Source organism: Streptomyces griseus subsp. griseus (genome assembly GCF_003610995.1).
Taxonomy (GTDB): Bacteria; Actinomycetota; Actinomycetes; order Streptomycetales; family Streptomycetaceae; genus Streptomyces.
Window position 1 is genome coordinate 4,056,773 of record NZ_CP032543.1, and the last position, 24,417, is coordinate 4,081,189.

Annotated in this window: 13 protein-coding genes, 3 rRNA genes and 2 pseudogenes; 8 read left to right on the plus strand and 10 right to left on the minus strand. The window is 68.5% G+C overall.

Going from position 1 to position 24,417, the window contains the following annotated elements:
- Nucleotides 1-13: 13 nt before the first annotated feature.
- Both D6270_RS18150 and D6270_RS18155 read right to left on the minus strand, forming a co-directional pair.
- Nucleotides 14-2,128 carry a sigma-70 family RNA polymerase sigma factor gene (locus tag D6270_RS18150; RefSeq protein WP_109164475.1) on the minus strand — a complete coding sequence of 705 codons (2,115 nt, stop codon included), beginning with the start codon at nt 2,126-2,128 and terminating at the stop codon, nt 14-16.
- A 313-nt stretch (nt 2,129-2,441) separates the two neighbouring features.
- Nucleotides 2,442-3,317 carry a TetR/AcrR family transcriptional regulator gene (locus D6270_RS18155; RefSeq protein WP_109167385.1) on the minus strand — a complete coding sequence of 292 codons (876 nt, stop codon included), beginning with the start codon at nt 3,315-3,317 and terminating at the stop codon, nt 2,442-2,444.
- Nucleotides 3,318-3,776: 459 nt separating this feature from the next.
- Between D6270_RS18155 and D6270_RS18160 the strand changes: the two genes are divergently transcribed.
- Nucleotides 3,777-5,198, plus strand: a complete 1,422-nt coding sequence (locus tag D6270_RS18160; RefSeq protein ID WP_382772990.1) for an NAD(P)/FAD-dependent oxidoreductase — start codon at nt 3,777-3,779, stop codon at nt 5,196-5,198.
- Nucleotides 5,199-5,390: 192 nt separating this feature from the next.
- The gene (locus tag D6270_RS18165; RefSeq protein ID WP_109164473.1) at nt 5,391-7,091 is read left to right on the plus strand and encodes an ATP-binding SpoIIE family protein phosphatase; all 1,701 of its coding nucleotides are present in this window, start codon (nt 5,391-5,393) and stop codon (nt 7,089-7,091) included.
- Nucleotides 7,092-7,118: 27 nt separating this feature from the next.
- Here D6270_RS18165 and D6270_RS18170 read toward each other — a convergent pair whose 3' ends face one another.
- Nucleotides 7,119-8,462, minus strand: a complete 1,344-nt coding sequence (locus tag D6270_RS18170; RefSeq protein WP_109164472.1) for an MFS transporter — start codon at nt 8,460-8,462, stop codon at nt 7,119-7,121.
- 134 nt (nt 8,463-8,596) lie between these two features.
- Between D6270_RS18170 and D6270_RS18175 the strand changes: the two genes are divergently transcribed.
- The 4 genes from D6270_RS18175 (at nt 8,597) to rrf (ending at nt 15,000) form a co-directional block, all read left to right on the plus strand.
- On the plus strand, nt 8,597-9,154 hold the full coding sequence (locus tag D6270_RS18175) for a MarR family winged helix-turn-helix transcriptional regulator (protein WP_109164471.1): 558 nt from the start codon (nt 8,597-8,599) through the stop codon (nt 9,152-9,154).
- Nucleotides 9,155-9,857: 703 nt separating this feature from the next.
- Nucleotides 9,858-11,383 (plus strand): 16S ribosomal RNA (locus D6270_RS18185).
- A gap of 298 nt (nt 11,384-11,681) precedes the next feature.
- Nucleotides 11,682-14,806: ribosomal RNA gene (locus D6270_RS18190) — 23S ribosomal RNA — on the plus strand.
- A 77-nt stretch (nt 14,807-14,883) separates the two neighbouring features.
- Nucleotides 14,884-15,000, plus strand: a 5S ribosomal RNA gene (gene rrf, locus D6270_RS18195).
- Together the 16S, 23S and 5S rRNA genes form the textbook arrangement of a ribosomal RNA operon.
- 81 nt (nt 15,001-15,081) lie before the next feature.
- Here the strand turns inward: rrf and D6270_RS18200 are convergent.
- Nucleotides 15,082-15,183, minus strand: a pseudogene (locus tag D6270_RS18200) (DNA-binding response regulator); the annotation flags it as partial.
- A gap of 273 nt (nt 15,184-15,456) precedes the next feature.
- On the opposite strand from D6270_RS18200, the gene D6270_RS18205 reads away from it, so the two are divergent.
- Nucleotides 15,457-16,026: a GNAT family N-acetyltransferase gene (locus D6270_RS18205; protein WP_109164469.1), complete on the plus strand. Its 570-nt coding sequence runs from the start codon at nt 15,457-15,459 to the stop codon at nt 16,024-16,026.
- Between the two features lie 9 nt (nt 16,027-16,035).
- On the opposite strand, the pseudogene D6270_RS18210 reads toward D6270_RS18205, so the two are convergent.
- The 6 genes and pseudogenes from D6270_RS18210 to D6270_RS18235 form a co-directional block, all read right to left on the minus strand.
- Nucleotides 16,036-17,693 (minus strand): annotated as a pseudogene (locus tag D6270_RS18210) (type VI secretion protein).
- A 1-nt stretch (nt 17,694) separates the two neighbouring features.
- Nucleotides 17,695-19,113, minus strand: coding sequence for an ATP-binding protein (locus D6270_RS18215; RefSeq protein WP_109164468.1), 1,419 nt, complete (start codon nt 19,111-19,113; stop codon nt 17,695-17,697).
- A gap of 70 nt (nt 19,114-19,183) precedes the next feature.
- Nucleotides 19,184-20,734 (minus strand): SCO6880 family protein, encoded by a 1,551-nt coding sequence (locus D6270_RS18220; RefSeq protein WP_109164467.1) that lies wholly within the window; start codon nt 20,732-20,734, stop codon nt 19,184-19,186.
- Complete coding sequence (locus D6270_RS18225) at nt 20,731-22,089, minus strand: hypothetical protein (RefSeq protein ID WP_204117095.1); 1,359 nt, start codon at nt 22,087-22,089, stop codon at nt 20,731-20,733. Before D6270_RS18225 ends, D6270_RS18220 begins: the two co-directional genes overlap by 4 nt.
- Nucleotides 22,079-22,954, minus strand: a complete 876-nt coding sequence (locus D6270_RS18230; RefSeq protein WP_109164466.1) for a DUF8175 domain-containg protein — start codon at nt 22,952-22,954, stop codon at nt 22,079-22,081. The genes D6270_RS18225 and D6270_RS18230 overlap by 11 nt, the downstream gene beginning before the upstream one ends.
- 181 nt (nt 22,955-23,135) lie before the next feature.
- The gene (locus tag D6270_RS18235; RefSeq protein ID WP_015610155.1) at nt 23,136-23,444 is read right to left on the minus strand and encodes a DUF8827 family protein; all 309 of its coding nucleotides are present in this window, start codon (nt 23,442-23,444) and stop codon (nt 23,136-23,138) included.
- Between the two features lie 523 nt (nt 23,445-23,967).
- Between D6270_RS18235 and D6270_RS18240 the strand changes: the two genes are divergently transcribed.
- On the plus strand, nt 23,968-24,399 hold the full coding sequence (locus tag D6270_RS18240) for a hypothetical protein (RefSeq protein ID WP_204117094.1): 432 nt from the start codon (nt 23,968-23,970) through the stop codon (nt 24,397-24,399).
- Nucleotides 24,400-24,417: the final 18 nt, after the last annotated feature.

Consider the following 24,417-nt stretch of genomic DNA (forward strand, 5'->3'; position numbering starts at 1 on the left):
CACGGCGCCCGGCTCAGGCGCAACTGATCCGCGAATCCGCCCAGTCGGCCAGCGCCACCCCGCCGAGCGGTCCCTCGGGCTCCACCACGAGCCGGATCGACGACTGTCCGGCGATCCCGACGCTGACCGGCACGGCGGGCGCCCCGCCCGCCATCACGGGGGAGCGCCACAACCGCGCGCCGTCCCCGTCGTAGACGGAGAAGCGGACCGCGCCGAGCCCCATCGTCAGGTCGTCCACACCGACCATCGCCTCGTAGCGGGTGCACGGGCGGTTCAGCTGGATGGTGACCGAGGACCGGGCGTGCACGGTGACCCCGTGCGCGTACCGCGTCTCGGCGATCGACACGTTGGACCGCTGCCAGACCCAGCTGCTGCGGCCCGTCACCACCTCCGGCTCGGTGTGGTCGCCGAGCAGGGAGTACGCGAGCTCGCTGACCTGGTAGACGGCCGGGGCGGGCGGCGGCGGGGGCGGCTTCGGGCTGGGCGTGGGCTGCGGGGACGGCGGCGGGCTCGGCGCGGGCTCCGGCGGCTCGGGGGAGGGTGTCGGCCCGGCGCTCGGCGGCGGGGTCGGCTCGGGCGTGGGAGATGCCGGCTCCGGCTTCGGCTCGGGGGCCGGACCGTCCGGCGCGGGCGGTACCGGGCCGGGGGCGGGCGCGGCCGGAGCTTCCGGCTCGGGCTCGGCGGCGGGCGGCTCCGGAGACGGAACCACGGGCGCCACCGCCGGAGGCTTCGCGACCGGCTCGGGCTCCGGCTTCGGCTGGTCGTCCCCGACGAGCGCCCACACCAGACCGGCGGCGGCAGCCACGGCGACGGCCGCCGCGATCCCGGCCTTGGCGGGCGCGCCGAGCCCCTCGGAGGCAGCACCCCCCGCAGCCCCGGAGGAGGAACCTCCCGCGGCACCTCCGGCAGCGGCCCCGGTCGTGCCCGACCCGGTGGCCGCGGCGGCGGCTCCCGCCCCGGCGGCGCCGGCGGCACCACCCGCCACGACACCGGCGGCCTTGAGCGAGTACCCGGCGGCGAACCAGCCGATGACCGCGATCGGCAGAAGCGCCGGAATCCCGGCGTTCACATGCTCCAACTCGCCTGCTGCCAAAAGGCACTTCGCGCACTCGTCCAGGTGCTTGCGCAGCCCGCGCTCGGCCCGCATCCGCAGCCCGCCGCGTGCATAGGCGCCGAGCCGGTCGGCGTGCTGCGCGCAGTCGCCCCCGGTGGTGAGCGCCTGGCTCACATGGGCCTGGAGATACGCCTGCTTGAGCCCCTCACGGGCCCGACTGGCCAGTACGGCGGTGGCGTTGGCGGTCAGGCCGAAGAGCGGGGCGATCTCGCTGGGCGACTCCTCCTCGACCGTGGTGTGCCAGAGCACCGCCTGCCAGCGCTCGGGCAGGCTCCGGAACGCCTCCATCGCCATCGACTGCTCGGCCTCGTGCATCGCCAGCACATCGGCGCCGAGGTCGAGGGTGTCGTCGTCGGAGAGCTCCGAGGTGTGCGAGGCCTGCGCGGCGAACACCGCGAAGTCGTCGACCAGCTGCTCCCGCTTGGCGCTCTTCGTCCAGGCGGCGGCGACATGGCGGACGGCGGTCATCAGATAGGCCCGGACGGCCTCCTGCGGCCCTTTGCCGCCCCGTACTGCCTGGAGGGTGCGCGCGAACACCTCGGCGGTCAGGTCGTCGGCGGTGTGCCCGTCCCGGCAGCACGTGCGGGCGTACCGCCGGACCGCGCCCGAGTGGCGCCGGAACAGCTCCTCGTAGGCGAGGTTGTCCCCCTCACGCATGCCCTCGATCAACTGCGCGTCGGACAGACCGGTGCCGGGAGACCCAACGCGGCCCTCACGCTGCGAGGGCACGGCGTACGGGCCGACGCCACCGGGGGCGCTGTCCCCGGGGCTGTCCACGACGCCGTCCCCGGCATCGGCGACGGACGGCCACGGCCCGGGCAGGACGGTGCCGCCCTCGGCCTCACCGTCCGATCCACCGGAGCGGTCCGAACCACCCGGACGTTCCGGACCGTCCGACGGCCCACGCCCGGCCTGGGCCGGCACGTGCGCGGAAGACATCCCGTCGGCCTTCGTACCCCCGCCCGCCGCAGCGATCTCGCCGAGCGGCTCTTCCTGCTGCTCGTTACCGCTCATCGCGGAAGCCCCCGTATACACCCTCGGACCCGAATACCGGCCAAGACTGCCACATGGCTCAATCGCGTTGACCCCTCACTCATGCCAACCACTCATCCGGGGCGTTTTCTCGAATGAGAGTGCTAGAGGGCCCTCTTTAGGGGAATGAATCCCTGCTGTTTCGCCCACTCGGACCCGTTCACCTGTTCACCGACACGAGCCCGACCGTGCGAGCGCCCCGCCCGACCGCCCGAAATATCGACGAGCGGCCGAGCGGACTCCGTACGGCAACAGGCAACAGGCAACAGGCGCCGGGCCACACGCGCCCCCGGAGTCAGACGGCAGGCCGGGACCGCAGCCCCTCCAGCAGGATGTCCAGCAGCCGGGCCGAAGCCGCCGCCTGCTGCACGGCGTCCGGCAGGGACGGCGCGGCCGTGGCGATGACCAGCAGCACATCGGCCACCGTCACATCGCCGCGCAGCTCGCCCGACTCCCTGGCCCGGTCCACCAGCCGGCCCACGACCTCCAGCAGCTCCGCCGCGCCGGAGTCCTCACCGAGCTCGTCCAGCCCGTCCCCGGCCCCGTCGGCGGTCGCGTCCTCGCTCCCGGTGCGCTGGCCGATGACGCGGAAGTCGGCCTGGCCGGCCACTCCCTGCCGCTGCTGCGGAACGCGGGTCTCGTCCGCAGCGTCGCCCGCCACCGCCGCACCCGTCTCCTCCGCGTCGGCCCCGACGCGCAGCACCTGGGGCGGCAGCAGCCTGCCCGCGCCCGACGCCACCGAGGTCCGCAGGAAGCGGGAGAGCGCCGACCAGGGCTCCTCCTCCTGCCCCAGAGCCGTACGCGCCTGCTCGGTCAGCCGGGCGGTCTCCTCCTCGGCTATCCGCCGCACCAGCACGTCCTTGCTGGGAAACCGCCGGTACACGGTGCCGACCCCGACCCGGGCGCGGCGTGCCACGTCCTCCATCGGAGCCCCGTACCCCAGCTCCCCGAACACCTCACGCGCGGCCCGCAGCACATGCTCCAGATTGCGCTGCGCGTCGACGCGCAGCGGAGCCGAACGCGGAGCGCCGGCAGGCGGTCCGGGTGCCGTCCCGCTCGTCGTGGGACCGGCCGGAGCCGCTCCCGTCGCGGCCGCGTTGATCGCCGCAGCGCTCACCGCGGCGGCGGAACGCACCGCGTCGGCCGAGCTCATGACACCGAGAGCGCCCACGGAACCCAGACGTCCATGGTCCTTGGGCACGTGCGTGCGCGCGGACTGCCCATACGAATCCTGAATCTGCATAACTTCCCCCGGTTTATGACGTCTCCCCCCGGAGACTTCCCCGCCATGTCCGTCGGGGAGCGAGCACAACGAAATCCGCACCGACTCCCGACGGGTAACGAACATAGTTGAGCCCGCGTCAATTCAGAAGGGGGTAGTTCCGCATGGCGAGCCATGCGATCGGAGCAGGATCGCCCCGACCCCCCGCCGCCCCCCGCCCCTTCACCCCCCGCACAGCACCTGACCTGCACGCCTTCCGTACGGTCCGCCCGCCCGCCGAGGGCCGCCCGGCCGCACCCTCCGGTCACACAATTTGCCGGGCCTGTGGACAAACCACCGACTCCGTTGCGTCATGGGGTGGTGATGGCTCCAGATTCCCGGGGGACGACCCCCGGCACCCGGCCAGGTGTGCGCATTCTCGTCGTCGGCGGCGGCTACGTCGGGATGTACACAGCGCTGCGTCTCCAACGGAAGTTGAAGCAGAGACTCAAGAGCGGGGGCGCCGAGATCGTGGTCGTCACGCCCGAGCCGTACATGACGTACCAGCCCTTCCTCCCCGAAGCGGCCGCCGGGTCGATCTCGCCGCGCCACGTGGTCGTGCCGCTGCGCCGCGTCCTGGACCACTGCACGATCGTCATCGGCGAGGCCGGGCGCATCGACCACGCCAAGCGCACGGCCACCGTCACCACCCTGGCCACGGCGGAGGACGGCACCGGCGCCCTGGAGATCGCGTACGACGAGATCGTCATCGCCCCCGGATCCGTGTCGCGCACCCTGCCCGTGCCCGGCCTGGCCGACTTCGGCATCGGGTTCAAGACCGTCGAGGAAGCCATCGGCCTGCGCAACCACGTCATCGAACAGATGGACATCGCGTCCGCCACCCGCGACCCCGCCATCCGCGACGCCGCCCTCACCTTCGTCTTCGTCGGCGGCGGCTACGCGGGCGTGGAGGCGCTCGCCGAGCTGGAGGACATGGCCCGCTACACCGCCCGGTACTACCACAACATCAAGCCCACGGACCTGATATGGATCCTGGTCGAGGCCTCCGGCCGCATCCTCCCCGAGGTCGGTGAGGCCATGGGCCGGTACGCCATCGGCGAGCTGCGCGGCCGAGGCGTCGACGTACGCCTGGAAACCCGCCTGGACACCTGCGAGGACCGCGTCGCCGTCCTGAGCGACGGCTCCCGCTTCCCCACCCGCACGCTCGTCTGGACCGCCGGCGTCAAACCGGCCCCGCTCCTGGCCGCCACCGACCTGCCCCTCACCGAACGCGGCCGGCTCCGCTGTACCGCCACCCTCGGCGTCGAGGGAATGCCGCACGCCTGGGCCGCGGGCGACGCCGCCGCCGTCCCCGACCTCACCGCCGCCGAGCCGGGCAGGGAGACCGCACCCAACGCCCAGCACGCCGTCCGCCAGGCGAAGGTCCTCGCCGACAACGTCCTCGCGACGCTGGAGGGGCGCCCGCCGAAGGAGTACCGCCACGCGTACGCGGGATCGGTCGCCTCCTTGGGCCTGCACAAAGGCGTCGCCCACGTCTACGGTCGCAAGCTCAAGGGATACCCCGCCTGGCTGATGCACCGCATGTACCACCTCAGCCGGGTGCCGACGTTCAACCGGAAGGCGCGCGTCCTTGCCGAATGGACCCTGGCCGGACTCTTCAAACGGGAGATCGTCTCCCTCGGCTCGCTCGAACACCCCCGGGCCGAGTTCGAACTCGCGGCCGGTGGCGGTCCGGTGGCCCCGCAACGCCCCGGCACCCTTCCCCGCCCCGACGCCGACGAGAGCCCGGAGGACCCGCCGGGCGGACTGCCGCCCCGCCCCTCCCGCTGACCAGGGCCGCACCCCGGTGTACGCCGTCCGGACGCCGCCGGGACGGCGCCCGGACGGCAACTGTCAGTACGGTCGGTCACACTGGACGTGTGACCATAGGTGGGCTCACACCTGCACAGAGTGACCCGGCCGGCAGTGACCAACAGTGACCAGCAGCGACGCACCGAACCGACACACGAGGCCAGAAATTCCGTGAACTTCACGCGTTGGAGCGCCCGCCTTCCCGGAACGCAGCGTCGAGCCGCCGCGCGGGACGACCGCAGTCCCGTCCCCGCGGCCCGGGCCGAGTCCGCCCAGGCGCAGACCGCGGCCCCCCTGCCGGACGGCACACTTCCGGAACCCCCCGACACCACCCACGCCCCGGCCGCCCCCGGGCCCGCTCTGGACGACCTCTCGGCCCGCGAGATCCTCGGCCGGCTCCCCGCCGCCGTCGCCCTGCTGCACGGCCCGGACCACAGCGTCGCCTACGTCAACGAGGCGTACGAGACCACGTTCGGACCCCGCACCTGCGGCGCGCCCGCCGCCGATGCCCTGCCCGAACTCGCCGAGCTGAGCGTGCTGCCCCTGCTGGACCAGGTCCTGCGCAGCGGCACCGCCCGTACGGTCAAGTCCCGCCGGACGGCCGGGGGCGGTTCGTACACCGTGACCTGCACCCCCGTCGCCGCCTGGGGCGGCACGGAGGACAAGGACGACGCCGGGAGGGAGGGCGGCGTCCTCGTCTACGCGGCCGACGTCACCGACCACGCCGAGGCCGCCGAGCGCCTGCGCACCAGCGAGCGCCGCCACCGGGAGACGGCCGTCACCCTCCAGCGCTCCCTGCTCCCGCAGGAGCTGGAGCAGCCCGACGACCTCCGGATCGCCGCCACCTACCAGCCCGGCGGCACCGACGCGGCCGTCGGCGGCGACTGGTACGACGTCATCACCCTCGGCGCCGGCCGCACCGCCCTCGTGATCGGCGACGTGATGGGCCGGGGCGTGCGCGCCGCCGCCGTGATGGGCCAGCTCCGCACCGCCGTCCGCGCCTACGCCCGTCTCGACCTCCCGCCGCACGAGGTGATCCAGCTGCTGGACGTCCTCGCCTCCGAGATCGACGCCACCCAGATCGCCACCTGCGTCTACGCCGTCCACGACCCGAACGAGGGGCAGCTCGTCTACGCCTCGGCGGGCCACCTCCCGATCCTGGTCTGCGACGAGGACGGCACGGTCCACCGCGCCGCCGACCCCACGGGCCCGCCGCTCGGCACCGGCGGCTGGGTCCACACCTCGGGCACGATCGCCCTGCCGCCCGGCTCCACCGCGGTCCTCTACACCGACGGCCTGGTGGAGCGCCGCAGCGAGGACATCGACGAGGGCGTCGCCTCCCTGGCCCGCGCCCTCTCCGGCGCCAAGGGGACCCCGCAGGTGGTCTGCGACCGGCTGATCCGCTCCCTCGGAGTGACCGCCGAGCACGACGACGACGTGGCGGTCCTGGTGGTCCAGCACCCCGCCCGCACGGGGAGCAACGCGGAGCTGTTCCACAACGCCGCTCTCGAACTGCTCGGCGGCATCGAGGCCGCCCCGCGCGCCCGCGCCTTCGCCACCGGGGTCCTGACCTCCTGGCGATTCCCGGCCGAGCTCCGCGACCTCGGCGTCCTCGCCGCCAGCGAGCTGGTCGCCAACTCACTCCAGCACGGCACCCCGCCGATGCGCCTGGGCCTGCGCCGCACGGACCGGCGGCTGATCATCGAGGTCACCGACGGCGACGACCACCTGCCGCGCCGCCGCCAGGCCGAACCGGCGGACGAGGCGGGACGCGGCATCGAGATCATCGCCTCGGTCGCCACCTCATGGGGCAGCCGCCGCACCCCGGACGGCGGCAAGGCGGTCTGGTGCGAGTTCGCCCTGCCCCGCTGACGCTCTGCCGGAGCCCCGCCGCCCGGCTCAGCGACCGGCGGTGGCGGCCGCGGCCGCCGACGCGGTGACCGAGACGGCCCGGTCGGCCGCCTCCGCACCGCTCTCCCCACCCCCGGGCAGCGAAACCGCCACCACCCGCGAGGGTGCCGGGTCCAGCGAAGGCTGATCCTGTACGGGGGTGAGCCGACGCCCCAGCCGCAGCGCGAGCACCGTGATGCCCAGCGAGAACAGCACGAACGTCACGATGTACGGACCGTGCAGCGAGGCCCCCATCGGCCCGCCGACCGCCGGACCGACCGCGAGCGCCAGCTGCTTGCACAGGGCGAACGCCGAGTTGTACTGCCCGACCATCGACTCCGGCGCCAGATCGGCGACCAGCGGCGCCACGGTCGGCGACAACATCGCCTCACCCAGCCCGAACAGCGCGTACGTCGAGACGAACGCGGCCGTCGCCATGGCCTGGCTGCCGTGCCCGAGCCCGGCGTATCCGGCGACGATCCAGGCGAACGCCCAGATGAGCCCCACGGCCGCGATGACCCGGCTGCGTCGCCGCCGCTCCACGAGCCGCAACACGACGAACTGGGCGATGACGATGACCGCGGTGTTGGCGGCCAGCGCGAAGCCGAGCGTCGAGGGCTGGATCCCGGCGGCCTCGGTGCCGTACGCGGCCAGGCCGGACTCGAACTGCCCGTAGCAGGCGAAGAAGAGCACGAACCCCAGCACGCACAGCTGGACCATGGCCCGGTGCGAGAGCAGCGCCCGCATCCCGCCCTTGGCGGAGCCGTCGGTCGGCCGGTCTCCGCCGATGGAGGCCGTACGGGGCATCCGCACGGTCACCGCGACGACACCGAGGACCACGAACATCACGGCCTCGATCAGGAACAGCAGGGTGAAGCTCGCCGGACGGCTCACGTCCACGAGCTGCCCGCCGACCAGCCCACCGAGCCCGAGCCCCAGGTTCTGCAGGAAGAACTGCATGGCGAAGGCGCGGGTACGGGTGGCGGTGCTGGAGCACCAGACGAGCATCGTGGCCAGGGCGGGCTGCATCACGGCGGTGCCCGCACCGAGGACCGCGGCCGACAGCACGGCGGCCGGCACACTGCTCGCGTACCCCAGGGCAGCGGCCCCCACGGCCGCGAGGCCGGCGGCCACCACCAGCACGGGCAGCGGCCCCCGCCGGTCGATGGCCCGCCCGGTGAACGGCAGAACGGCCAGCGCCGCCATCGCGAAGACGGCCAGTACGACTCCCGCCGTACCGGCGCCCAGATCCCGCACCTGCGCCACGTAGACGTACAGATACGGAACGGTGAACCCGAGCCCGAACGCGCTCAGCGCGCTGCCCAGCTGGATCCGCCGCAGCGCTGCGCCCATCTCCCTGGTCACACTCACCTACCTCAATGACTCGAACGAACCTCAGACTCGAAGACTTTAGCACTAAACTTAGATGATGAAAACTACAGCCCGAAGGACTTCAAGAGTGGTGAGGGCGTGCCATACTGCCCGCCATGTCTGAGAGCACCGAGGAGCCCGGCCCCACCGAGCCGACCCTCGACGAACAGATCGCCGCCTACCAGCGCGAGTTCCGCGACCTCGACCCCCAGGTCGAACAGGTCGTCTCCGCGCTGGGCCGCCTGAACCGCCGGATGAACGTCGCGTACGGGAGACAGGTCGCCGCCCTCGGCATCAGCAACGCCGAATGGGAGGTCCTCAAGACCCTCGTCCTGTCGGGCGCCCCCTACCGCCTCGGCCCCGGCGAACTGGCGAAGCGCCTCGGCCTCACCCCGGCCGCCATGACCCACCGCATCGACCGGATGGCCGGCGAGGGCCTGGTCACCCGGGACCGCGACGAGAACAACCGGGTCCGCGTCATCGTCGAGCTGACCGACGTGGGCCGTACGAAGTGGCTGGAGGCGATGCGCATGGCCTCCGACTTCGAGGAGGACCTCCTCCAGGACCTCTCCGGCGACGAACGCGGAGTCCTCGGCGAGCTCCTGGTCCGCCTCCTGCGCCGCGTGGAACACGCCCAGCCGGACGCCGGCGGCCGCCTCACCGACCTGGACTGAAGGGGTACGGGGCCCGGCCCTGGCCCCGGTACCGGGCGGGGTTGACACGGCCCCGTCCGATCCGTAAGGTTCTTCGAGTTGTCACGGAGCCGGAACGGTTCCTGGACAACCAATCCCGCCGCACACGCGGCAACCAAACTTCAGCACGATCTCCCAGTCGGGATGATTTCGGCATGCCGGAATTCATTTCGAAGGCCCGATTATGAGCCGCCGAGAGAATCCGCTAGAGTTTGAGCGTCGGAACGGCCCAACAGCCGGGAAGGCAAACCCCGCTGACTGGGAATCAGGCCCGAGAGGATCTGATAGAGTCGGAATCGCCGGAAAGGGAGAACGCGAAAGCGAAGAACCTGGAAAGCACCCCGCTTGACCCGCTTCGACCGGGAATCGGACACGAAAAAGTCTGATAGAGTCGGAAACGCAGGACAGCAAGACAAAGAAACACGAAGGGAAGCGCCCGGAGGGCCCCGGTGATACGGGACCGAAGGAAGCGTCCGTTCCTTGAGAACTCAACAGCGTGCCAAAAGTCAACGCCAGATATCTTGATACCCCGGCCTGCTTCGGCAGGTTGGTGGTTCCTTTGAAAGTCCTACCGGCTCACTTCGGTGACGGTAGGCAATTACACAGCGAGGACGCTGTGAACAACGGGTCTTATTCCGACCGGTTGTTCCGCTCTCGTGTGTGTGCACCCGATTACGGGTAAACATTCACGGAGAGTTTGATCCTGGCTCAGGACGAACGCTGGCGGCGTGCTTAACACATGCAAGTCGAACGATGAAGCCTTTCGGGGTGGATTAGTGGCGAACGGGTGAGTAACACGTGGGCAATCTGCCCTTCACTCTGGGACAAGCCCTGGAAACGGGGTCTAATACCGGATAACACTCTGTCCTGCATGGGACGGGGTTAAAAGCTCCGGCGGTGAAGGATGAGCCCGCGGCCTATCAGCTTGTTGGTGGGGTAATGGCCTACCAAGGCGACGACGGGTAGCCGGCCTGAGAGGGCGACCGGCCACACTGGGACTGAGACACGGCCCAGACTCCTACGGGAGGCAGCAGTGGGGAATATTGCACAATGGGCGAAAGCCTGATGCAGCGACGCCGCGTGAGGGATGACGGCCTTCGGGTTGTAAACCTCTTTCAGCAGGGAAGAAGCGAAAGTGACGGTACCTGCAGAAGAAGCGCCGGCTAACTACGTGCCAGCAGCCGCGGTAATACGTAGGGCGCAAGCGTTGTCCGGAATTATTGGGCGTAAAGAGCTCGTAGGCGGCTTGTCACGTCGGATGTGAAAGCCCGGGGCTTAACCCCGGGTCTGCATTCGATACGGGCTAGCTAGAGTGTGGTAGGGGAGATCGGAATTCCTGGTGTAGCGGTGAAATGCGCAGATATCAGGAGGAACACCGGTGGCGAAGGCGGATCTCTGGGCCATTACTGACGCTGAGGAGCGAAAGCGTGGGGAGCGAACAGGATTAGATACCCTGGTAGTCCACGCCGTAAACGTTGGGAACTAGGTGTTGGCGACATTCCACGTCGTCGGTGCCGCAGCTAACGCATTAAGTTCCCCGCCTGGGGAGTACGGCCGCAAGGCTAAAACTCAAAGGAATTGACGGGGGCCCGCACAAGCAGCGGAGCATGTGGCTTAATTCGACGCAACGCGAAGAACCTTACCAAGGCTTGACATATACCGGAAAGCATCAGAGATGGTGCCCCCCTTGTGGTCGGTATACAGGTGGTGCATGGCTGTCGTCAGCTCGTGTCGTGAGATGTTGGGTTAAGTCCCGCAACGAGCGCAACCCTTGTTCTGTGTTGCCAGCATGCCCTTCGGGGTGATGGGGACTCACAGGAGACTGCCGGGGTCAACTCGGAGGAAGGTGGGGACGACGTCAAGTCATCATGCCCCTTATGTCTTGGGCTGCACACGTGCTACAATGGCCGGTACAATGAGCTGCGATGCCGCGAGGCGGAGCGAATCTCAAAAAGCCGGTCTCAGTTCGGATTGGGGTCTGCAACTCGACCCCATGAAGTCGGAGTTGCTAGTAATCGCAGATCAGCATTGCTGCGGTGAATACGTTCCCGGGCCTTGTACACACCGCCCGTCACGTCACGAAAGTCGGTAACACCCGAAGCCGGTGGCCCAACCCCTTGTGGGAGGGAGCTGTCGAAGGTGGGACTGGCGATTGGGACGAAGTCGTAACAAGGTAGCCGTACCGGAAGGTGCGGCTGGATCACCTCCTTTCTAAGGAGCACTTCTTACCAAACCTGGTTTGGTCAGAGGCCAGTACACCGGCGAGTGTTCGGTGCTGGTTGCTCATGGGTGGAACGTTGACTATTCGGCACGATGGTTTGTTGGTCACTAGTACTGCTTCGGCGTGGAACGTGGTGAACGGATCGTCGGGTCGGGCACGCTGTTGGGTGTCTGAAGGTATGGCCGTGATGGCTGCCTTCTTTCCGGCCCCGGTGAACTCGTCCGCAAGGACGGGGTGGTGGGTGGCTGGTCGTTGTTTGAGAACTGCACAGTGGACGCGAGCATCTGTGGCCAAGTTTTTAAGGGCGCACGGTGGATGCCTTGGCACCAGGAACCGATGAAGGACGTGGGAGGCCACGATAGTCCCCGGGGAGCTGTCAACCAAGCTTTGATCCGGGGGTTTCCGAATGGGGAAACCCGGCAGTCGTCATGGGCTGTCACCCGCTGCTGAACACATAGGCAGTGTGGAGGGAACGAGGGGAAGTGAAACATCTCAGTACCCTCAGGAAGAGAAAACAACCGTGATTCCGGGAGTAGTGGCGAGCGAAACTGGATGAGGCCAAACCGTATGCGTGTGATACCCGGCAGGGGTTGCGCTTACGGGGTTGTGGGATCTCTCTTTCATAGTCTGCCGGCTGTGAGACGAGTCAGAAACCGTTGGTGTAGGCGAAGGACATGCGAAAGGTCCGGCGTAGAGGGTAAGACCCCCGTAGCTGAAACATCAACGGCTCGTTTGAGAGACACCCAAGTAGCACGGGGCCCGAGAAATCCCGTGTGAATCTGGCGGGACCACCCGCTAAGCCTAAATATTCCCTGGTGACCGATAGCGGATAGTACCGTGAGGGAATGGTGAAAAGTACCGCGGGAGCGGAGTGAAATAGTACCTGAAACCGTGTGCCTACAAGCCGTGGGAGCGTCGCTGGCAGCACTTGTGCTGTCAGTCGTGACTGCGTGCCTTTTGAAGAATGAGCCTGCGAGTTAGCGGTGTGTAGCGAGGTTAACCCGTGTGGGGAAGCCGTAGCGAAAGCGAGTCCGAATAGGGCGTTTGAGTTGCACGCTCTAGACCCGAAGCGGAGTGATCTAGCCATGGGCAGGTTGAAGCGGAGGTAAGACTTCGTGGAGGACCGAACCCACCAGGGTTGAAAACCTGGGGGATGACCTGTGGTTAGGGGTGAAAGGCCAATCAAACTCCGTGATAGCTGGTTCTCCCCGAAATGCATTTAGGTGCAGCGTCGTGTGTTTCTTGCCGGAGGTAGAGCACTGGATAGGCGATGGGCCCTACCGGGTTACTGACCTTAGCCAAACTCCGAATGCCGGTAAGTGAGAGCGCGGCAGTGAGACTGTGGGGGATAAGCTCCATGGTCGAGAGGGAAACAGCCCAGAGCATCGACTAAGGCCCCTAAGCGTACGCTAAGTGGGAAAGGATGTGGAGTCGCAGAGACAACCAGGAGGTTGGCTTAGAAGCAGCCACCCTTGAAAGAGTGCGTAATAGCTCACTGGTCAAGTGATTCCGCGCCGACAATGTAGCGGGGCTCAAGCGTACCGCCGAAGTCGTGTCATTCCAGCATGTACCCCCAACGGGGGCTGGGATGGGTAGGGGAGCGTCGTGTGCCGGGTGAAGCAGCCGCGGAAGCGAGTTGTGGACGGTTCACGAGTGAGAATGCAGGCATGAGTAGCGATACACACGTGAGAAACGTGTGCGCCGATTGACTAAGGGTTCCTGGGTCAAGCTGATCTGCCCAGGGTAAGTCGGGACCTAAGGCGAGGCCGACAGGCGTAGTCGATGGACAACCGGTTGATATTCCGGTACCCGCTTTGAAACGCCCAGTACTGAATCAGGCGATGCTAAGTCCGTGAAGCCGGCCCGATCTCTTCGGAGTTGAGGGTAGTGGTGGAGCCGATGAACCAGACTTGTAGTAGGTAAGCGATGGGGTGACGCAGGAAGGTAGTCCAGCCCGGGCGGTGGTTGTCCCGGGGTAAGGGTGTAGGACGCACGGTAGGTAAATCCGTCGTGCATGATGTCTGAGACCTGATGCCGAGCCGATTGTGGTGAAGTGGATGATCCTATGCTGTCGAGAAAAGCCTCTAGCGAGTTTCATGGCGGCCCGTACCCTAAACCGACTCAGGTGGTCAGGTAGAGAATACCGAGGCGTTCGGGTGAACTATGGTTAAGGAACTCGGCAAAATGCCCCCGTAACTTCGGGAGAAGGGGGGCCATTCCTGGTGATAGCACGTGCTGCTTGAGCTGGGGGTGGCCGCAGAGACCAGCGAGAAGCGACTGTTTACTAAAAACACAGGTCCGTGCGAAGCCGTAAGGCGATGTATACGGACTGACGCCTGCCCGGTGCTGGAACGTTAAGGGGACCGGTTAGTGCACTTTCGGGTGTGCGAAGCTGAGAACTTAAGCGCCAGTAAACGGCGGTGGTAACTATAACCATCCTAAGGTAGCGAAATTCCTTGTCGGGTAAGTTCCGACCTGCACGAATGGCGTAACGACTTCTCGACTGTCTCAACCATAGGCCCGGTGAAATTGCACTACGAGTAAAGATGCTCGTTTCGCGCAGCAGGACGGAAAGACCCCGGGACCTTTACTATAGTTTGATATTGGTGTTCGGTTCGGCTTGTGTAGGATAGGTGGGAGACTTTGAAGCGGCCACGCCAGTGGTTGTGGAGTCGTCGTTGAAATACCACTCTGGTCGTGCTGGATGTCTAACCTGGGTCCGTGATCCGGATCAGGGACAGTGTCTGATGGGTAGTTTAACTGGGGCGGTTGCCTCCTAAAGAGTAACGGAGGCGCCCAAAGGTTCCCTCAGCCTGGTTGGCAATCAGGTGTTGAGTGTAAGTGCACAAGGGAGCTTGACTGTGAGACCGACGGGTCGAGCAGGGACGAAAGTCGGGACTAGTGATCCGGCAGTGGCTTGTGGAAGCGCTGTCGCTCAACGGATAAAAGGTACCCCGGGGATAACAGGCTGATCTTCCCCAAGAGTCCATATCGACGGGATGGTTTGGCACCTCGATGTCGGCTCGTCGCATCCTGGGGCTGGAGTCGGTCCCAAGGGTTGGGCTGTTCGCCCATTAAAGCGGTACGCGAGCTGGGTTTAGAACGTCGTGAGACAGTTCGGTCCCTATCCGCTGTGCGCGTAGGAATATTGAGAAGGGCTGTCCCTAGTACGAGAGGACCGGGACGGACGAACCTCTGGTGTGCCAGTTGTCCTGCCAAGGGCATGGCTGGTTGGCTACGTTCGGAAAGGATAACCGCTGAAAGCATCTAAGCGGGAAGCCTGCTTCGAGATGAGTATTCCCACCCTCTTGAAGGGTTAAGGCTCCCAGTAGACGACTGGGTTGATAGGCCAGATGTGGAAGCCCTGTAAGGGGTGGAGCTGACTGGTACTAATAGGCCGAGGGCTTGTCCTCAGTTGCTCGCGTCCACTGTGTTAGTTCTGAAATAACGAACGGCCGTGTTTTTGTCCGGTGTTCTAATTTCATAGTGTTTCGGTGGTCATTGCGTTAGGGAAACGCCCGGTTACATTCCGAACCCGGAAGCTAAGCCTTTCAGCGCCGATGGTACTGCAGGGGGGACCCTGTGGGAGAGTAGGACGCCGCCGAACAATTTTTCCGGGAAAGCCCCGCACCCTTGTGGTGCGGGGCTTTCCTGCGTTCCGGACCCGGAACGCAGCCCTCCGGCTCACGATGACCGTGAGGAGCTCCTCCGGCAGGGCGTCCTTGACCAGGAAGCCGCTGGCACCGGCGCGGAGGCCGTCGTACGCGTACTCGTCGAGGTCGAAGGTCGTGCAGAATCTGGACCACCCGGTAGACCGTCAGTTGGCGTCCCGGGGTGGCGGCGGTGGACGGTGAAGTCGAGGTCGTGGACGACGGTTCGGTCGCCGTACCGCTTGGTGAGTCCGTATGCCTCGATCATGCGGTCGACGCTACGGAGCGGGCCCGAGGGTGGTCGTCCGACCGGGGGTGGGACGTGGTGGGTGGGGGCGTAGTACCGGGGTACGACGGGGCAGCCGCGGAATTAGTCGGTTGAGTGGTGTGTGGGTGGGGGCGAGGATCGGTGCATGGACTATGTGATGCGTTCCGTGCGGGCCGAGGAGTGGCCGCTGGCCAGGCAGCTGCGGCTGGAGGCGTTGAAGGACCCGGCGGCTCCCGTGGCGTTCTTGGATTCGTACGAGGCGGCGGTGGCGCGGCCGGCTGTCTTCTGGCAGGAGCGTACGGCCGCGGCCGCCGAGGGCACGGACGTGCGGCAGTTCGTCGTGGAGTCGGCCGCGGGTGAGTGGGTGGGCACGGTCACCGTGCTGGTGGAGCGTCCGGAGGACGAGGTGCGCTTCGGGGAGGCTCCTGCGGTCGACCAGGGGCACCTGGTCGGCGTCTTCGTCCGGCCGGGGGTGCGGGGGGCCGGGGTGGCCGACGCCTTGTTCCGGGCGGCCGTCGACTGGGCGTGGTCGCTGTCCGCGCCCCGGCTGGAGCGGGTGCGCCTGTATGTGCACGAGGACAACCCGCGCGCGGCGGCGTTCTACCGGCGGTTCGGGTTCGTACCGTCGGGGCAGCGGATGGCGGTGCCGGGTGGGCGGGGCGAACCGGGCGGGCCGGTCGAGTGTGAGCTGGAGTATGTGATGGAGCGGGGGTAGCCCGATCCCTCAGGGGGTGCCTGCGGCCGGGGCGTGCAGATGTTGCTGCCAGCGGGCCCGGCCCTGCTCGCGGGAGCGCAGCAGAGCGATCGCGGGCATACCCAACTCCTGTCCCTTCGCCAGCAGTTCGGGGAGCTGGGGGAGCGGGGCCACGGCGGCCACATCGTCCAGGACCAGCGTCATTGGTGGGTCGAGCCGACCGTCGGATGACCGTGCGGCCATGCGGCGGCCGTACTCGACCACGTGTGAGGCGAGCGCGGTGAGGAGGGGCATCGCGCCGGGGCGGGTGCGGGGATCCTCGATGGGTTCACCGACCACATAGAGCGTTCCCCCCTCGCGGGCAAAAGATTCCAGCGCGGCCGCATCCGATCGGTTTGCTGTGCAGGCCTCGCGGATGTGCACCGATGAGAGGGCCGAGAAGGCCCGTACGTTCAACTCCTGCGCCACTTCCCGTCGTTCCGGGTATCCCGTGAGCGCGGACTCCAGGAGCCCGGCGAGGCCGGAGGCGGCCTTGGGGTGCGTACGGAGGAGGCGTACGGGTTCGTGGGCGGCGGCGCCCGAGGCCCAGCGGGCGACCTGGCGGAACGGGCGGGCGTCCACCGCCGCCGCGTGAAGCCAGCACTGGAGGAGGGTCTGCGCGGTGTCGGCCACCGCCGCGTCGATCCTGGCCTGCGGGCGGACCGGGGCGAGGAGGTCGGCGGCGCGTACGGCGGCGGTGTCGGGGTCCTCGCAGCCCGCCGTGGGCGGCCAGTGGAGGCGAGCCGGGGTGTCGCAGAGGTGGCCGGGGTCGTAGACGAGGACCGGGCCCAGCTTGGCGCGGGCGTTCTTCGTCTCGGCCCAGACCGTGGGGTCCGAGGTGACGACCAGGGCGGGCCCCTCGGCGTCCCGGATGGCCTGGACGACGGTGGGGCGCCGGGCGGGAGCGGGGGCGTAGACGAGGAGGGGATGCGGGGGGAGGGGAGTGTGAGGGGCGCGGTGGGCGCCTCCGGTGTGGTCTTGGCCAGGGAGGGGGTGGCCGGTGGCTCTGGTTGCGCGGAGGTGGGGATCTCGTGGGGCTCGGCGGTCGTGTGGGGCTGACGTGCTTCTTGGGGCTCGGCGGTCGTGTAGGGCTGGCGTGCTTCCTGGGGCTCGTGCGTTCTGTAGGCCTCATGCGCCTCGTGCGTCTGGTGCGCCTCGTGGGGTGCCCCGTACAGGCGTTCCTCGCGGCGCCGTTCCCGTACGGTCCGCCATCGGGCGACGGACCCCAGGACGAACACGGTCAGGACCACCAGCACCAGCAGCTCGCCGATGAACAGGCCCCAGAACAGGCCGTATCCGGAGAGCTGGGATGCGGGCGTGTGGGGCCAGGCGGCGGAGAGGTCCTGTGGTGCGGTGGCCAGTTCGCGCAGGGCGAGGGGGGTGCCGGTGAAGGTGACGCCGTCCGGCCAGGACCCGTGCGCGAGGAGGCCGGCCAGACCGGTGGCCGCCCAGGCGAGCAGCGTCGCCGCGAACAGGAAGCCGATCAGGCCGACCAGCAGGCCGTCGGGGATGCCGCCGGTGCGGGAGTCCTCGTGGCGGGGCTGGGGGCGGCGGCCGGGGCCGGGGCGCGGATGGTGCCGGGGGTGGTACGGGGCGTCGTACCGGGGGTCCTGCTCCGGTCCCGGTCCGTGGACCGCTCGGCGTGCCATGTCAGGCCACCGTGGACCGGGACGAGTCGTCGATACGCTGCTGGTTCTCGATCCGGGCCGCCCGTTGCTCCGCCTCCAGCTCCGCGGCGCGGATGTCCTCCGGGAGCAGGTCGTCCGAGGAGCCCTCGGTCATGGCGCGGTCGGTGAAGACGAGGGGGCGTTCGGCTTCGGTGATCAAGTGTTTGACGACCTGTACGTTGCCGTTGACGTCCCAGACCGCGATGCCCGGGGTGAGGGTCGGGATGATCTCGACGGCCCAGCGGGGCAGGCCGATGACGCGGCCGGTGGCGCGTGCCTCGTCGGACTTCTGGGCGTAGATCGTGCGGGTGGAGGCCATCTTGAGGATGGCCGCCGCTTCCTTCGCCGCGGCTCCGTCCACGACGTCGCTGAGGTGGTGGACGACGGCGACGAAGGAGAGGCCGAGCCGGCGCCCGAACTTCAGCAGGCGCTGGAAGAGCTGAGCGACGAAGGGGGAGTTGATGATGTGCCACGCCTCCTCGACCAGGAAGATGCGCTTCTTGCGGTCGGGCCGGATCCAGGTGTGTTCCAGCCAGACGCCGACGATCGCCATCAGGATCGGCATCGCGATCGAGTTGCGGTCGATGTGCGAGAGGTCGAAGACGATGAGGGGCGCGTCGAGGTCGATGCCGATGGTGGTCGGGCCGTCGAACATGCCGCGCAGGTCGCCGTCGACGAGCCGGTCCAGGACGAGGGCGACGTCCAGGCCCCAGGCCCGTACGTCGTCTATGTCGACGTTCATCGCCTCGGCGGACTCGGGCTTGGGGTGGCGCAACTGCTCGACGATGTCCATCAGGACCGGCTGGCGGTCGGTGATGGTCGCGGTCACATAGGCGTGGGCGACCTTCAGCGCGAAGCCGGAACGCTCGTCCAGGCCGTGGCCCATGGCGACTTCGATGATCGTACGGAGGAGGGCGAGCTGGCCGGTGGTGGTGATGGAGGGGTCGAGGGGGTTGAGGCGGATGCCGCCGTTGAGGGCGGCGGTCGGGTCCAGGCGGATGGGGGTGATGCCCAGCTCCTGGGCGATGAGGTTCCACTCGCCGACGCCGTCCTCGCCCTGGGCGTCGAGGACGACGACCTGGCGGTCGCGGAAGCGGAGCTGGCGTAGGACGTAGGTCTTCTCCAGCGCCGACTTGCCGTTGCCGGACTCGCCGAGGACCAGCCAGTGGGGGGCGGGGAGCTGCTGCCCGTACAGCTGGAAGGGGTCGTAGATGTAGCCCTTGCCGCTGTAGACCTCGCGGCCGATGATCACGCCGGAGTCGCCGAGGCCGGGGGCGGCGGTGGGGAGGTAGACGGCCTGGGCCTGGCCCGTCGACGTACGGACGGGGAGGCGGGTCGTCTCCACCTTGCCGAAGAGGAAGGAGGTGAAGGCATCCGACAATGCGGACAGGGGGTCTCGCATGGTGGGGTGCCCTCTCTTGTCGCGGTTGTTTGCTGCGGATGGTGGAGCGTGCGCCGGCGGCGGTGTGCCGTCAGCGGCGGATGCCGGTGGCGAACGGGAGCGTGTTCACGAAGGCGCGGTGGTGTTCGCGGTCGCACCACTCCAGCTTGAGATACGACTTGCCGGCCGAGGCGCGGATCGTCCGCTTGTCGCGGGCGAGGGCCTCGGGTGAGCGGGACGACACCGTGATGTACCCCACCAGGTTGACCCCGGCGGCGCCGCTGGCGAGGTCTTCACCCCGCTGGTCGAGCCGGCCGTGGGCGGCGATGTCGCGAGGGTCGACGGTGCGGTTCATCTTGGCCTGGCGGCTGGCCTCGGCGTCGTCGTTGGTCTTCTCGGTCAGCATGCGTTCGATGGCGACCTCGGTGGGTTCGAGGTCCATGCAGACGGCGACCGTACGGATGACGTCGGGGGTGTGGACGAGCAGCGGGGCGAGGAAGTTGACGCCGACGGGGGTCATCGGCCACTCCTTCACCCAGGCCGTGGCGTGGCACCAGGGGGCGCGGGTGGTGGACTCGCGGGTCTTGGCCTGGAGGAACGTGGGCTCCACCGCGTCCAGTTCGGCGGGCCAGGCGTTGCGCTTGGTCATGGCCTGGATGTGGTCGATGGGGTGGTCGGGGTCGTACATGGAGTGCACGAGAGAGGCCAGGCGGCTCTGGCCGAGCGGCTGGCGTACCCGGATGTCGGCCTCGGCGAGGCGGGCGCAGATGTCGGTGAGCTCGCGGGCCATGACGATGGCGAGTCCGGCGTCGCGGTCGAGTCTGCGGCCGCCGTGGGGGCGGGCGGCGCGGGCGATGGCGTTGGCCTCGGCGGCGAGCTCGCGGCTGTAGTGCATGCAGGCGACGAGGTAGGCGCGGTGCTGCTCGCTGGAGGTGGAGACCATGGACTGGAGCTGGTCGTAGGAGTCCTGGAGCCAGCCGGGGGCCGCCTTGTCGCCGCGCTGGGCGACGTCCTTGGCGTGGGCGTCGGGGTCGGCGGGGAGGGTGCGGGCGAGCATCTGGAGGCGGGTGACGAAGCCGTCGCCGTTGGCCACGTGCTTGAGGAGGGTGCCGAACCGGTCGACCAGGGCCTCCTGGTCCTCGCTGTCGCGGAGGCCGACGCCGGGGCCCTCGATCTCGATGGCGGCGGTGACGGTGCGGCGGTCGGCGTGGAGGAGTACGGCGATCTCGTCGGGGCCGAAGGGGGCGGCGAGCCAGCTGATCCGGCCGATGCCGGGGGGCGGGCCGACCTCGACCTCGCGGCCGTCGGCGCTGACGCCGGCCTCCATGGCACTGGAGCGGTAGGCGGTGCCGCGGCGCAGGGAGCGCTTGAAGCTGCGGTTGATCTCGAACCACTTGTAGAACGTGCGGCCCTTGTACGGGACGTAGACGATGGCGAGGGCGAGGAGCGGGAAGCCCACCAGGCAGACGATGCGGAGGGAGAGGACGGGGACGAGGAGTCCGCTCATCATGCCGAGGAACGCGCCGACGATGATCAGGGCGATCTCGCCGGTCTCGCGGTTCTTGCCGACGATCGCGTTCGGCCGGGCGCGGCCGATGAGATACGTACGGCGGGGCGTCATCGTGTGGGACTGAGTCGTCAACGCCCTCCACCTCCTGTGCTCGAGTTACCTGTGCTGCCGGAGCCGCCGCGGAAAGGGCGGCTGCTGTGGGGGGTGCCGGAGGTGGGGCCGGAGCCGCCGCTGCGGGGCGGGGGTGCGGCGGAGGGGACAGATCCGCCGCCGGCCCCGCCGCCGCCTCCGTTGCTGGTGCGGGAGCTGTGTGCGGCGACGCCGCCGCTGGCCGGGTTGGAGGGGCGGGCGCCGCCGCCCCCTCCGCCGGTCTGGTCGTTGCGGCCGCTGTGGGTCTTGATGCCCTGGGAGACGAGGGCGGCCGGGGAGCTGATGAGGGCGGCGGCCTGGGCGCCGTCGGTGGCCTGCTTGCGGTTGGTGCGGGCGCCCTGGATCTCGTCGCCGAAGCCGGGGACGAAGCGGTAGATCATGGCGGAGGCGAAGATGGCCAGCAGGATGATGGCGAGGCCGGAGACGACGGCGGAGAACGCGTCGGGGCCGTCGCCGGCGGAGAGCGCTCCGGCGAGGCCGAGGACGATGACGATGACCGGCTTGACCATGATCACCGCGATCATGATGCCGGCCCAGCGGCGGACGTGGCCCCACATGTTCTTGTCGACGAGGCCGGCGTAGACGACGATGCCGAGCAGGGCGCCGACGTAGAGCAGGGCGGCGCGGATGACGAGCTCCAGCCACAGGACGCCGGCCGCGACGATCGAGACGAGCGAGACGACGATCAGCATGATCGGTCCGCCGCCGATGTCGGTGCCCTTCTTGAGGGCCTCGGCGAACGAGCCGAAGAACACATCGGTCTGGCCGCCGGTGGAGGAGGCGATGACGTCGGTGACGCCGTCGGTGGCGGAGACGATCGTGTAGAGGATCAGCGGCGTGAAGGCCGAGGCGAGGACGGTGAGCCAGAGGAAGCCGACGGCCTCAGAGATCGCAGTGGTGAGGGGGACGCCGCGGATGGCGCGCTTGGCCACGGCGAGGAGCCAGAGGACGAGGGTGAGGATGGTCGAGGCGGCGAAGATGACGGCGTACTGCTGGAGGAACTTGGGGTTGGTGAAGTCGACGTTGGCCGTGGACTCGACGGCTTCGCTGAGCTTGCCGACGATCCAGGCCGCGGCGTCGGCGCAGCCTTGGGCCAGGGAGGTGAGGGGGTCCATGGCGTCGGTGGGAGCGATGTCCTGGGAACGGGCGGCGCCTTCACCGCCTTCGCAGTAGTCCTTGGCGGGGCCGCGAATCAGGTCGCAGGGGTCGTTGCTGGGCTCGGGTGAGGGCGTCGGTGTCGGGGCTGCCGCCGCGCGACCGGCCAGTGCCACGGCAGCTACCTGGAGGCCGGTGAAGGCTGCTGCCAGTGACCGGATCCGGTGGGACTTACCGGGCATAGGTGAACCCTCCGAACCCTTGAACTGCGTCAGCCATCTCCTCGGCGGAGGAGGCGGCTTGGTCCCGGCCGACAGGCACGGGGCCGTCCTTCTGCGTGAAGTCGGTGACCTTCCAGTCCCCGTCGACCCACTTCAGCTCGTATGTGGTGGTGTACCAGCTCTCGGACACCGGGTTCTTCGACCCCTCACCGGCCAGGCCGAACAGCGCGGAGTACCAGACGGCAATCGTGGCGGTGTCACCGAGGTACTTCTCGACCTTGGTGCCGACCGGATTGGCCCGGGAGATGAAAGTCAGTCCTTCGGGCGCCTTGCCGTCGGGGGTCAAGCCGATGCTGGTGAGGAACGACTCCTGCGAGTAGACCTTGTCGAGGTCGTCCCTGCGCGCAGCGGCCACATCCGGCGCGTAGACCGCTTCGGAGATCTCACGACGGCGCTCCTGGTCGAACATCCCGTCCGAGACCAGCGCGACCGAGTAGTTCGCCGCCGCGCTCTGCGCCCCCTGCTCATCGTGGGCGAAGCCGGAGGCGATGGTTCCGTTCTTGCCCTGGACCGGCTTGGTGCCGGTGGCGGCGGTGGGGGCCGAGCCCGCCGTTCCGGGGTTCTTCGTGCCTGGGGAGGAGGTGTCGTCGCTGCCGCCGCCACCCCGGTTGGCGAAGGCGATCGCGGCGATGAGGAGGACCACCACACCGGTGATCGTGACGATGGAGCGGGAGTTCCGGACGGGTCGGCGGGCGTGCGGAAGGTCCGCGTCGCCGTCCGGAAGGCGGGTACGGGTCTGTCGGGTGCCGCCGAGCGTGCTGTACGGGTCGTCCGCGCGGCCGCCCTGGTCCATACCGCGGTAGTCGTGCTCGTCGCCGGGACTCATGCCGCGCTCGCTCCCTCGGTCGTGTGCGGTTCCGCGCATGACGACGGTAGCTGTGCTGGTTGCCGCGTGAGCGCGGTGGAGTGACTCGACATCAGGGAGACGCAACCTCAGCCGGTGGGCACGACGGACGGATGGTGGGGAGCGGGCGGGGACGGCCCGGTGCGGGCTGGCCGACGGTGGGTCAGACAGCCATTCCGTACACGATGGTGAAGAGAGTTCCCAGGGACCCGATGATGAAGACCCCGGTCAAGCCCGCCACGATCAGGCCCTTGCCCTGTTCCGCGCTGAACGTGTCGCGCAGCGCCGTCGCCCCGATGCGCTGCTTCGCCGCGCCCCAGATCGCGATGCCGAGGCAGAGCAGGATGGCGATCGCCATCACCACCTCGATCATGATGCGCGCCTCGTTGCCCAGCGTGCCGAACGGCCCCCAGTTGGGGGCGATTCCGCCGATGATGGTGGTGATGTCGCCCTTCTCTGCTGCCAGGATCATGTAAGTCACCGCCCCTGTTGGGTAGTTAGCTTTCCGCGCCCGTGTGGCACGGGTCGCCTTCTATCTTCGCTGATGAAACCGCGCTCGCACGACGCCTTCCCGGTCTCTTTACCCGGATCTCGCACGTTCGACCGACACGGCCGCCCTGACCTGCGACTCGTCCCGTTATTCACATGCATATGTCTGGTCACTCTGTGTATCACGCGGTGTGACCGCGAGCAACGACGATGGCCATGGGTTCCCGGTGCGGTTGCAGCGTTCGCGGGGCACGACGTGTTCGTATGCGCCGTTCGAGGGCCGGCGGTGCGCCGGTGAGCCGGGGCGATGCGCCGTCAGGGAGAGCTGCCACGGCGTGAGGAGGAGGCCGTGCGTCCATCGTCCGGGTGAATCGCCTGTCCGTCCGGTGCGGCGGGAAGCCCCGCGATCACGGGGTGGCCGCCCGCGCTCCGGCCACTCGGGCGTGCGGGTGGACGGCGCGTCGGGCGGGCCGAGTTTGGCACAGTGCCGCTCCACGATCGAGGAGATGGGGAGCGGTGTGAGCGGTGCGGGTGTGCTGGCGCAGCCGGGCGGTGACCGGCCGTGGTGGTGGGGTGAGCCGGAAGGGAGTGGTGGAGGCGGAGGCGGTGACCTGAAGCACAGCGACGGGCCGTGGTTGCGGGCTGCGGGTGGAGCGGAGGGCCTGGTCGTGCACCTGGGTCCGGTGAAGGCCGAGTTGGGGCGTGCGCACCAAGATCTGGCGGCCGGGGCCGGAGAGCTGTCGGCGCTCGCCGAGCTGGGCACCGTACGGGCCTCCTGGGAACGGCGGATCGAGACCGCCCGTGACGAGTGCCGGAGCCTGACCGGGAAGCTCCGGGCGGTGGCCGCCACCCAGTCCGAGGTCAACGAGACCGTCAAGGGGGCTTTTGACGGAGTGAAGGTGGCGGGTGCGGCTGCGGGTGTTGGTGGGGAGCGGTGAGTGGGGCGGGCGGGCCGA

Excerpts from the sequence above, each read along its gene's own strand:
- D6270_RS18230 (WP_109164466.1), bottom strand. The coding sequence starts at position 22,954 with ATGAGTCCCGGCGACGAGCACGACTACCGCGGTATGGACCAGGGCGGC.
- D6270_RS18150 (WP_109164475.1), bottom strand. The coding sequence starts at position 2,128 with ATGAGCGGTAACGAGCAGCAGGAAGAGCCGCTCGGCGAGATCGCTGCG.
- D6270_RS18225 (WP_204117095.1), bottom strand. The coding sequence starts at position 22,089 with ATGCCCGGTAAGTCCCACCGGATCCGGTCACTGGCAGCAGCCTTCACC.
- D6270_RS18175 (WP_109164471.1), top strand. The coding sequence starts at position 8,597 with ATGTCTGAGAGCACCGAGGAGCCCGGCCCCACCGAGCCGACCCTCGAC.
- D6270_RS18170 (WP_109164472.1), bottom strand. The coding sequence starts at position 8,462 with ATGGGCGCAGCGCTGCGGCGGATCCAGCTGGGCAGCGCGCTGAGCGCG.
- D6270_RS18215 (WP_109164468.1), bottom strand. The coding sequence starts at position 19,113 with ATGCGAGACCCCCTGTCCGCATTGTCGGATGCCTTCACCTCCTTCCTC.
- D6270_RS18205 (WP_109164469.1), top strand. The coding sequence starts at position 15,457 with ATGGACTATGTGATGCGTTCCGTGCGGGCCGAGGAGTGGCCGCTGGCC.
- D6270_RS18240 (WP_204117094.1), top strand. The coding sequence starts at position 23,968 with ATGGGGAGCGGTGTGAGCGGTGCGGGTGTGCTGGCGCAGCCGGGCGGT.
- D6270_RS18235 (WP_015610155.1), bottom strand. The coding sequence starts at position 23,444 with ATGATCCTGGCAGCAGAGAAGGGCGACATCACCACCATCATCGGCGGA.